Below are 9,442 nucleotides of genomic sequence, written 5' to 3'. Positions count from 1 at the left end.
CTGCCGTCCTGCTCCGCCGGCTGACAGGCCCGGCCGGCCGCCCCGGGGGGGCCGGGCGGGCGCCCGGCGTGCGCGGGGGGGAGGGGGGAGGCGGAGGTGGGCCGCACTGACGCGGGGAGGCCCCGCCCCCCGGGGGGGGGGGGCCGCCCCCACCCGGCCCCTCGACTGCGGCTCCTCCGACTCCGCCGACCAGGACCAGCCCGAATCCGACGCCGCCTCGACGAGCGTGTATCCGAAGACCGGTGCCGAACGCAGCGCCGCGCTCGCGGACGCCGAGAAGCAGGTCGCCTCCTGCAAGGCCCACAGCGGAGCCGTCCTGCCGCACGTCGGGACGCTGGACGCGGCCCGCGACATGGACGTGCTGCGCGCGGCCCTCGGCGACGAGAAGCTCAGCTACCTCGGCTGGTCCTACGGCACCTACCTCGGCACCGTCTACGGCGAACTGTTCCCGCAGCGGGTCCGCGCACTCGTCCTCGACGGCGCGGTCGACCCCTCACTCGACTGGTCCGAGCAGGCCGTCCAACAGGGCAAAGCCTTCCGGAAGTCGGTGGACGACTACGCCCGGAAGTGCGCCACCGTGGTCCACGACGCCTGCCCCGCCACCACCCCGGACGGCATCCACAAGGTGATCACCGACCTGCACCGGCGGACGGCCAAGCACCCGCTGCGCATCAAGGGCACCGCCGAGCGGCTCGACCAGAACATGCTGCTCACCGCCCTCACCAAGTCGATGTACTCACCCGAGTCCCAGTGGCAGGACCTGTCCGAGGCGCTGCGCGCCGCGCGGGGCGGCGACGGGACGAAACTCGCCGAGATCGCCAGCCCCGGCATATCCGGCCAGAGCGACAGCCCCGGCTCCGGCCCCGAACAGGGCAGCTCCGGCGAGCAGGCCACCGACAACTCCTCCGTCGCCATCACCGCCGTCAACTGCCTCGACCAGCCGCACCCGAGGGACCCGCAGCCCTACTGGGACCTGCTGGAGCGCGCCGACCAGGAGGCCGGAGTCTTCGGCACCTCCGCCGTGCTCGCAGAACTCACCTGCAAGGACTGGCCCGCCGGACAGCAGCAGCCGCACCGCGTGAACGCCGAAGGCCTGCCCCCGGTCCTGGTCGTCGGTACCACCGGCGACCCGGCCACGCCCTACCAGTGGTCGCAGGGCCTCGCCGCCCAACTGCCCGGCGGCATGCTGCTCACCTTCAAGGGGTCCGGCCACACCGCCTACGGCCGCGGCAACGCCTGCGTCACCAATGCCGTGGACGCCTACCTCATCGACCTCAAGCCGGTTCCGAGCGGGACGACCTGCTGAACGGCCGCGACTCCCTCGCGCCGCCCTCGCCCCCGCTCACCGCTCGCACCATCGGAGACCTTCCACATGCCCGTCGACATGTCCCCGGACTCCTTGCCCGCGTCAACGCTCTTCCAGCCCCTGCAACCCGACGACCCGGGTGAAGTGGGCGGCTACCGGCTGCACGCCCGGCTCGGAGCAGGCGGCATGGGGCGGGTCTACCTGTCCTACACGCCCGGCGGCCGGCCGGTGGCACTCAAGACGGTGCGGCCGGAGTTCGCGCAGGACACGGAGTTCCGGTGGCGCTTCGCCCAGGAGGTCGCCAACGCCCGGCGGATCCACGGGCTGTACACCGCCCAGGTGATCGACTCCGGCGCGGACGCCGACGTGCCCTGGCTGGCCACCGCGTACGTTCCGGGCCCGTCGCTGCAACAGGTGGTCCGGGAACACGGCGTGCTACCGGTGCGCACGGTCCTGCTGCTGATGGGCGGGATCGCGGAGGCGCTGCAGGCGATCCACGGCGCCGCAGTGGTGCACCGGGATCTCAAGCCCGCCAACGTGCTGATCGCGGCCGACGGTCCGCGCGTGATCGACTTCGGCATCGCCCGCGCGGCCGACGCCGTCGCGCTGACCGGCACCGGTTTCCGGATCGGCTCGCCCGCCTTCATGGCGCCCGAACAGGCCCTGGGCCGGCCGGCCACGCCCGCGACGGACGTCTTCGCACTGGGCTCGCTGGCGGCGTACACCGCCGGCGGCACCCAGCCGTTCGGCGAGGGACCGGAGACCACGGTGCTCTACCGGGTGGTGAACGAGCAGCCGGACCTCGGCCACGTCCCGGACGACCTGCACGCGCTGCTGCTGCGCTGCCTGGCCAAGCAGCCCGAAGACCGGCCCACACCCGCCGAGATCATCGAGGCCGCCCGCAACCACCCCGCTGCGGGCGGCGGGCTGCGCTTCGCCGACGGCTGGCTGCCCACTCGGATCAGCACCGACATCACCCGCCGCTCCGACCCGCCGCAGGACTTGCCCACCGCGTTCTCCCCCGACGTCGTCGTCCAGGCCGCGCCCCGCTCCTACGGCGCCGCGCAGTCCCTGCCCGAGGTGCAGACCGCTCTGCTTCCGCCCCCACTGCCGACGGTAGTCGCTCCCGCGGTACCCGCGGTGGGCAAGCCCTGCCGCAAGGGCATGACCTGGAAGACGGTACTGCTGCTGACGGCACTGGCGGTGGTAATCGGCGGCACGGTCGGCGGCGTGCTCCTGTCCGACAAGCTCGACCGGATCCTCGCAGCCACGGGATCGGCCGGCGACAGCCCGACGGCCGGTGACACCGGCCCGGACACACCGGCGCCGGCGGCCGAGGGTCCGACGACGACCGACCCGGCGAGCCCGGCCACGTACACCGCGGCGTACACCGGCACGGTCCTGACCGCACCCGACGACTCCTACGACTTCGACATCGAGACCGGCAAGCTGATCCCCGCGCAGTCCACCCAGTGGTCCGTGGGGCACAACGCCAACGAGTTCCTGATCCCGACGGGAAGCGACGCCGCCATCACCCCCAACGGGCGGCCGACCCCGGCCGACTGCTCGACAGCCATCGACCGGCAGCCGGCGACGGCCCTCGACTTCAGCGAGCTGCCAGCCGGACGAGCCTTCTGCGTGCGATCGAGAAGCACCCACGCCATCGCGATCGTGCGGGTCATCTCCGTGACCGGCAACGGCCCGGTGAAGGTCTCGATGGACCACTACCGCAGCGACAGCTGACCTCCGCTCCCATCCGGCGGGCGTGTGCGGTGAGGAGTCTCCCGTCGGACGTCAGTGATCTCGTGCAAATCGTGCAGGGTTTACTGAACGCTGAGCAATGAACCGTCGTTCGGATATCGGGCGTCCGACTTGTCTGCGGTACTGGTGCGCGTGAGGTCGGCGAGCCGCTCGCGGCTGCGCTGCTGGTCTCGTTCGGCGGCCTGGCCCGCGAGGCGCCGCAGTGGGGCTGCCGCCGATCGGGTCCTGTCGGTCAGGCGAACTCGGGTGTCATGGCGGAGGCGATCTTCAGGTGCGGTGCGGCCTGCTCGTGCAGGCCCAGGCGCTGGAGGGTGCGGCCGAGCATGAGCCGGAGGTAGGAGTCGTCCGGCAGGTCGGTGACCAGCTGTTCCAGGGTCTGCCGGGCGCGGCCGAGTTGGGCGGAGGTGAAGTAGGCGCGGGCGGCGAGGTGACGTACGTTGAGGTCGTCGCCGTGGTTGTCGAGCAGCGGTCGGAGCAGGGTGAGTGCTCCGAGCGGGTCGCGCAGTTCCAGGAGGGATTCGGCGTACCGCAGGCGCTCGACCTCTTCGGGGACATCGCGTTCGGGGCCTGCGGTGGCGAGGAAGTCGGCGATGACGTCGGGTGGTTGGGCGCCGGCCAGGGCCCGGTCTCCGACGACGATCGTCGGGGAGGTCCTGATGCCCCGGGCCTTGCCGATCAGGCGGAGCTCCCGGACGGTGCGGTCGGCTGCGTCGGTGTCGAGCAGCGCGCTGGCTTCGGCGAATCCGGCGGTGGCCGCGATGGTTCGGAGCGTGTCGGGCGCGCTGATGTCGTGGCCCTCGACGAAGTGTGCCCGCATCAGGTGTTCGGCCACGGTGTGCTGCAGTGTGCTGCCGCCGTGCTCGTGGGCGAGGGCGAGGAGGCGGTGGGCGTCGTGGCTGCTGGAGCGCCATGCCGCGCCCCAGTTCGGTCCCAGTCCTTCTGCGGCTGCAATTCGGGAGACGGGCACCCGGTCGTCTGCGGTCCGTCGGCCCTGCGTGGTCGGCGGGTCCACCGCGCATCGGCCTGCGGCGTCGTCGACCATCGGGTCGCGTTGGGCGGGGTCCATCGGGACGGCCCGGGCCGGGGCGGTCGGGTCGATCAGGTACGGGCGCCAGACGACCTCGATGTCCCGGGCCGACAGCGTCGGACCGGCGAGGGCCGCCTCCAGCCGGCGTCTGCCGATGTAGGCCCAGGGGCAGACCACGTCCGCCCAGATCTCGATGCGCATCCTCGCCCTCGTGTCCTCTCCGGGGTTCTTGCTTGACGTGGGGGTGTGCGGGCCGGTGTGGGCCTGGGGGTGGTTGGGGCCGGGCTTGGTGCGGCCCGGCCCCGCGTACCGCGCGGTCAGCCGATGAAGTCGGCGAGGTTCCGCTTGAGCTGGTCCTTCGGCAGGGCGCCGACGATGGTCTTGACGGGCTTGCCGCCGGTGAAGACCTTCAGGGTCGGGATGGACATGATCCCGTACTGGGTGGCGAGGGCGGGGTTCTTGTCGATGTCGACCTTCACGACCGTCAGGCGGTCGGCGTGCTCGGCGGCGATCTGGTCCAGGGTGGGGGCGATCATCCGGCACGGGGGGCACCAGGTGGCCCAGAAGTCGACCAGGACGGGCTTGTCGCTCTGGAACACGAGCTCCTCGAAGTTGCTGTCGGTTGCGGTGATGGTGGCGCCGGCCATGGGAGACGTCCTTGATCTGTTGGTGGTTCGGGGTGAGTGGGGGTGGGGGCTGGTCAGACTGCGGCGGCGACGATGGCGGCGGCCCGGGCCTCCAGGTCGTCCAGGGCGGCGAGGTAGCGCTCGGCGTCCAGGGCGGCGGAGGCGCCGGTGCCGGCGGCGGTGATGGCCTGGCGGTAGGTGTGGTCGACGACGTCGCCGGCGCCGAAGACACCCGGGATGTTGGTGCGGGTGGAGGGGGCCTCGACCTTGAGGTAGCCCTCGGCGTCGAGCTCCAGCTGGCCCTTGAACAGCTCGGTGCGCGGGTCGTGGCCGATCGCGATGAACAGGCCGGTGACGGGCAGCTCGCGCAGCTCGCCGGTGGTGGTGTCGCGCAGGGTGACGCCGGTCAGCTTCGGGTCGCCGTGGATCGCCTCGACGGCGCTGTTCCACTCGAAGCGGATCTTCTCGTCGGCGAAGGCGCGCTCCTGCATCGCCTTGGAGGCGCGCAGGCTGTCGCGGCGGTGGACGATCGTGACGCTGCGGGCGAAGCGCGAGAGGAAGGTGGCCTCCTCCAGGGCGGTGTCGCCGCCGCCGACCACCGCGATGTCCTGGTCGCGGAAGAAGAAGCCGTCGCAGGTGGCGCACCAGGAGACACCGCGCCCGGACAGCGCGTCCTCGTTCGGCAGGCCGAGCTTGCGGTGCTGCGAGCCGGTGGTGACGATCACGGCGCGGGCCCGGTGGACGTTGCCCTCGGAGTCGGTGACGGTCTTGATGTCATCGGTGAGGTCGACCGCGACGATGTCGTCGGGGATCAGCTCGGCGCCGAAGCGCTCGGCCTGCGCCCGCATGTTGTCCATCAGCTCGGGGCCCATGATGCCGTCCCGGAAGCCCGGGAAGTTCTCGACCTCGGTGGTGTTCATCAGCGCGCCACCGGCGGTGACGGCACCCTCGAAGACCAACGGCTTGAGGGAGGCTCGGGCGGTGTAGAGCGCAGCCGTGTAGCCGGCCGGGCCGGAACCGATGATGATCACGTCACGGATGGGGGTGCTCAAGGCGATGGCCTCCTGATCGGTCGCGGCGACGATTCCCTGCGCCACGGCTGACCGCGATGTTCGGGTCAGGCTGCCTGGCTGCCACGGCCCGGGCCGCGTCGATGCGGGGCCGTGTTGCGGGTGTCCGGCCGATTCTTGGAGTGGGGGCGACCGGAACACCCAAAACGTATCACGGCACAGTGATATCACGCAAGAGTGGTATCAGGCTGGAGTGATGTGTGATAATCGAGGCATGCTGACACCAGGTGCCGAGAAGGCGACGCTGACGCAGGGCGACCTCATTCGAGTGCTCGGTGAACCTCTGCGCCTGCGCATCGTGACGCTGCTCGCGCAGGCGGCCCTGTGCACCAACCACCTGATCGAGGAGACGGGCGCACGGCAGACCGCGCTGTCCAACCACCTGCGGGTGCTGCGCGAGGCCGGCATCGTGGAGCCCGAGCCGCACGGCCGCTTCACCTACTACCGCCTGCGCCCCGAGGTGCCGCAACTCCTGGCGGAGTTCTTCGCCGAGCTCGCCCGCACGGCGGCGGAATCACTGGCCGCGGACCGCAAGCGACCGTGCGAGTGACCGACGCTGGGCTTGTTCCCCCTCGAGAAGGCGATGTCGGGATTCACCGGGGCCGGGTTCGTTGTAAGGCCCGCTGGGGTGGGTGGGACGTCCTGACGGTCGGCGGCCGGAATGCTCGCCGGCCCGTTGGAGTCGCACCTAGTGCGTGAACCGGAAGCGCTGGTCGGCGGCTGTGCCCCGAGTGTGCCGGGCCGCGGCCCGGTGCCAGCCGCCCGTGCTGTGCGCACACCCGGGATCCCCGCGGCTGTGCCCGGAGCACGGTTGCGGCTGCGGTGCCCTGTTTATGGTGCCTCGCATTCACACCGCGTCCGACGGTGTGCCTGTCGGTACCAGTGCCAGGAGGGCAGCCGATGAGCGCAGTCTCAGTACAGTCCGGAGTCGCCGGAGTCTCGGATGGGACTGGCGGCGCCCAGCCCGTGGGCGCCTACTTCGAACGCATGCCGTTCGGGCGGGCCCACGTGATGATCGCCCTGGCCCTGTTCATGGCCTTCGTCATCGAATCGTGGGAACAGCTCGCCCTGGTCTACGTCTCGTCCGATCTGGGCGATGCCTTCCACATCGACGCCGGCCGGATCGGGTGGGTCCTGTCGGCCGTGGCCCTCGGCATGATTCCCGGCTCGCTGGTCTGGGGGCCGGTGGCCGACCGCATGGGGCGGCGGGCCGTGTGCCTGTGGAGCCTCGGTTCGTACGGTGCCGTGGCGCTGGCGAGCGCGTTCTCGCCGAACTTCACCACGCTGATGATCACCCGGGTGCTGTCCGGGATGGCCCTGGCCGGGATCTACACCGTCACCTTTCCCTACTTCCTCGAACTGCTCCCGGCTCGGATGCGCGGCCGGGCGGCGGTCTACCTTTCGATCGGCTGGCCGATCGGCGTGCTCGCCGCCGTGGGGGTCACGCAGGCACTGTCCGGGATGGGCTGGCACGTCGTGACCATGGCCAGCGCGCTGGCAGCCCTGTGGGTGTTCGCGATCCGGGCCTGGGTGCCCGAGTCCCCCTACTGGCTGGCGGCCCGCGGCCGGCACGCCGAAGCCCGAGCAGTGCTCGTCGAGCTCGGCGCCGAGGTCCCCGAGGGCACCACGTTCACCGTCGTCGAGCCTGAGCAGGCCGGCAACCCGCTGGCACTGCTTCGCGGCCGGCTGCTGCGCGTCACCGTGCTCATGCTGATCGTGAACTTCGCCTTCAACTGGGGCTACTGGGGTCTGCAGACCTGGCTGCCCACGCTGCTCATGGAGAAGGGGCTGAGCATGTCCAGCAGCCTCGGCTTCGTGGCACTGAGCGCGCTCTTCATGATCCCCGGGTACGTCTCGGCGTCGTACCTGACCGGGCGTTTCGGCCGTAAGAAGGTCTTCCTGCCCTACGTGGCGGCGGCCGCCGTCAGCGGGGTGCTGTTCGCCTACTCGGGCAGCCTCACCGAGCTGTACGTCGCCAACTTCGCGCTGTCGTTCTTCAGCCTCGGCGCGTGGGGCGTTTGGAACACCTGGAACGGCGAGTTCTACCCGACCGCGCTGCGTGGCACCGGCTACTCCTGGGCGACCGCGGCTCAGCTGATCTCCACCTCGGTCGCACCGTCGGTGGTCGGCTACCTGCTGGCTCGGGCGACCGGGTTCTCGTCAACGGTGCTGTTCATCACCGCGTTCCTGGTCGTGGCGCTCGTCGTGGCCGTGCCGCTGCCGGAGACCGAAGGCCGGGATCTGGAGTGACATACCGGGACAGACGGTGACAGGATCGTGCGCGTGAGACTGGGAGTGGACGTGGGGCGCGCCACCACCGTCGCCGTGCTGGTCGAGCCGGGCGGGTCCACCGTGGCCCGCGCGGTGGTGGACAGCGTCCCCGGCCTCGGGGACTGCCTGCGCGCGGTGCTCGCCGCGCTGCCCGAGGACCGGACCGGTGAGGTCGACACCGTCGGCCTCACCACCGATCTGGAGCGGGGGCTGCTGCGGCTTCGGCCGGTGGCCGTCCTGCGGATCTCCCCGGCCTGTCATCCGGCCCTCGGGCCGCTCGCGGGCTGGCCCGAGCGGGCCGCCCGCGCCGTCGGGCCGCTCAAGAGGGTCGTGCACGGTGGCTCCGCGCTGACCGGGCGGCCGCTCGCCCCGCTCGACCGGGCGGCCGTCACCGACTTCGCGCGGCGGGCCGCCACCGAGGGCGTCGCCGCCTTCGCCGTCGCGGCGGCCGGCGCGCTCACCCGGCCCGACCCGGAAATCGCCGCCGCCGAGGCCATCGCGGACGCGGTGCCCGGCGCGGAGATCACCCTGTCGCACGAGATCGGCCGATCGGGGCTGAGGGAACGCGAGAACACCGCCGTCCTCAACGCCGCACTGCAGCCGTGGGCCGTGCGCCTGACCGACACGGCCGAACGCGCCCTGCGAGCCAGCGGCGTCCGGGCGCCGCTGCACCTGGCCCGCAACACCGGCGGACTGGTCTGCGCCGCGTACTTCCGCCGCTACCCGATCCTCGCCACCGCCTCCACCACCGCGAGCGCCGCGCGGGGCGCCGCGCTCGCGGCTGGGGCGGAACGCGTCGTGGTCGTGGACGCCGGTGCGGCGGAATTCCGGTGCGTGAGCGTCACCGACGGAGAGGTGGAACGCTCCGATGTCGGCCCCGGCCTCGGCGGTGTCGACCTGGACCTGGACCGGATCCGCGCCGACGTCCTTCCCCGTGCTGACCTGGCGCCGACCGGTGCAGGCCAGGTCGCCGTTCTGGTGGCCCGGGTCCAGCAGCGGGCCCCTGGTGGTGTGCTGCTCGCGGTGGGCGGCGAGCCCGGGCTCGTGCCGGTCCGCACCCCGGATCCGGCGGCCGCGATCGCAGCCGCCGCGTACGGAGCCGCCCGCTCCGAGATCGTCGCCGAGGTCGACCAGGTCGCTGTCGCCGGCGGCAGTGCGGAACTCGATCGCCTCCTCGGCCTCGCCGGTGACCAGGCCCTGGCCCGGGTCGTAGCCGCCGGCGCCGCCCCGGACACCGCCCGTATCGCCTTCGCCACGCACACCCCGGTCTCGTACCTCCCGGAGGGGGTGCACCGCATCCGCGCCCGCGCCCTCGGCAGCCCCACAGGACTGCGGTCGTGAGCAGCCGTCGACGGCTCGTCCTGTCGTACCGGCGGCCGCC

At 72.1% G+C, this 9,442-nt stretch carries 8 protein-coding genes; 5 read left to right on the top strand and 3 right to left on the bottom strand.

What is annotated here, in order from left to right; all coding sequences use genetic code 11:
* Positions 1-226 precede the first annotated feature (226 nt).
* Both ACFWJ4_RS29725 and ACFWJ4_RS29720 read left to right on the top strand, forming a co-directional pair.
* On the top strand, positions 227-1,306 hold the full coding sequence (locus ACFWJ4_RS29725) for an alpha/beta fold hydrolase (RefSeq protein WP_380549169.1): 1,080 nt from the start codon (positions 227-229) through the stop codon (positions 1,304-1,306).
* A gap of 66 nt (positions 1,307-1,372) precedes the next feature.
* Complete coding sequence (locus ACFWJ4_RS29720) at positions 1,373-3,049, top strand: serine/threonine-protein kinase (RefSeq protein WP_380549166.1); 1,677 nt, start codon at positions 1,373-1,375, stop codon at positions 3,047-3,049.
* 250 nt (positions 3,050-3,299) lie between these two features.
* Here ACFWJ4_RS29720 and ACFWJ4_RS29715 read toward each other — a convergent pair whose 3' ends face one another.
* The 3 genes from ACFWJ4_RS29715 to trxB all read right to left on the bottom strand — a co-directional run bounded on the left by ACFWJ4_RS29715 (position 3,300) and on the right by trxB (position 5,772).
* Complete coding sequence (locus ACFWJ4_RS29715) at positions 3,300-4,295, bottom strand: DsbA family protein (protein ID WP_380549163.1); 996 nt, start codon at positions 4,293-4,295, stop codon at positions 3,300-3,302.
* 116 nt (positions 4,296-4,411) lie between these two features.
* On the bottom strand, positions 4,412-4,741 hold the full coding sequence (trxA, locus tag ACFWJ4_RS29710) for a thioredoxin (protein ID WP_380549160.1): 330 nt from the start codon (positions 4,739-4,741) through the stop codon (positions 4,412-4,414).
* A 53-nt stretch (positions 4,742-4,794) separates the two neighbouring features.
* Positions 4,795-5,772: a thioredoxin-disulfide reductase gene (trxB, locus tag ACFWJ4_RS29705; RefSeq protein WP_380549157.1), complete on the bottom strand. Its 978-nt coding sequence runs from the start codon at positions 5,770-5,772 to the stop codon at positions 4,795-4,797.
* A 232-nt stretch (positions 5,773-6,004) separates the two neighbouring features.
* Here trxB and ACFWJ4_RS29700 point away from each other — a divergent pair, with 232 nt between their 5' ends.
* The 3 genes from ACFWJ4_RS29700 (at position 6,005) to ACFWJ4_RS29690 (ending at position 9,402) form a co-directional block, all read left to right on the top strand.
* Positions 6,005-6,340, top strand: coding sequence for an ArsR/SmtB family transcription factor (locus ACFWJ4_RS29700; RefSeq protein WP_380549154.1), 336 nt, complete (start codon positions 6,005-6,007; stop codon positions 6,338-6,340).
* Between the two features lie 437 nt (positions 6,341-6,777).
* Positions 6,778-8,040 carry an MFS transporter gene (locus ACFWJ4_RS29695; RefSeq protein WP_380549151.1) on the top strand — a complete coding sequence of 421 codons (1,263 nt, stop codon included), beginning with the start codon at positions 6,778-6,780 and terminating at the stop codon, positions 8,038-8,040.
* A 33-nt stretch (positions 8,041-8,073) separates the two neighbouring features.
* Complete coding sequence (locus ACFWJ4_RS29690; RefSeq protein WP_380549148.1) at positions 8,074-9,402, top strand: hydantoinase/oxoprolinase family protein; 1,329 nt, start codon at positions 8,074-8,076, stop codon at positions 9,400-9,402.
* The last annotated feature ends 40 nt before the right edge of the window (positions 9,403-9,442 follow it).

Source organism: Kitasatospora sp. NPDC127067, assembly GCF_042724755.1.
GTDB classification, from domain to species: Bacteria; Actinomycetota; Actinomycetes; order Streptomycetales; family Streptomycetaceae; genus Kitasatospora; species Kitasatospora lactacystinica.
The sequence above is the reverse complement of the archived record's forward strand: the minus strand, read 5'-3'. Positions and strand labels throughout refer to the sequence as shown.

What these genes read in the sequence shown, in the direction of transcription:
- ACFWJ4_RS29720 (WP_380549166.1), top strand. Translation starts at nt 1,373, where the DNA reads ATGCCCGTCGACATGTCCCCGGACTCCTTGCCCGCGTCAACGCTCTTC.
- ACFWJ4_RS29715 (WP_380549163.1), bottom strand. Translation starts at nt 4,295, where the DNA reads ATGCGCATCGAGATCTGGGCGGACGTGGTCTGCCCCTGGGCCTACATC.
- trxA (WP_380549160.1), bottom strand. Translation starts at nt 4,741, where the DNA reads ATGGCCGGCGCCACCATCACCGCAACCGACAGCAACTTCGAGGAGCTC.
- ACFWJ4_RS29700 (WP_380549154.1), top strand. Translation starts at nt 6,005, where the DNA reads ATGCTGACACCAGGTGCCGAGAAGGCGACGCTGACGCAGGGCGACCTC.
- ACFWJ4_RS29695 (WP_380549151.1), top strand. Translation starts at nt 6,778, where the DNA reads ATGCCGTTCGGGCGGGCCCACGTGATGATCGCCCTGGCCCTGTTCATG.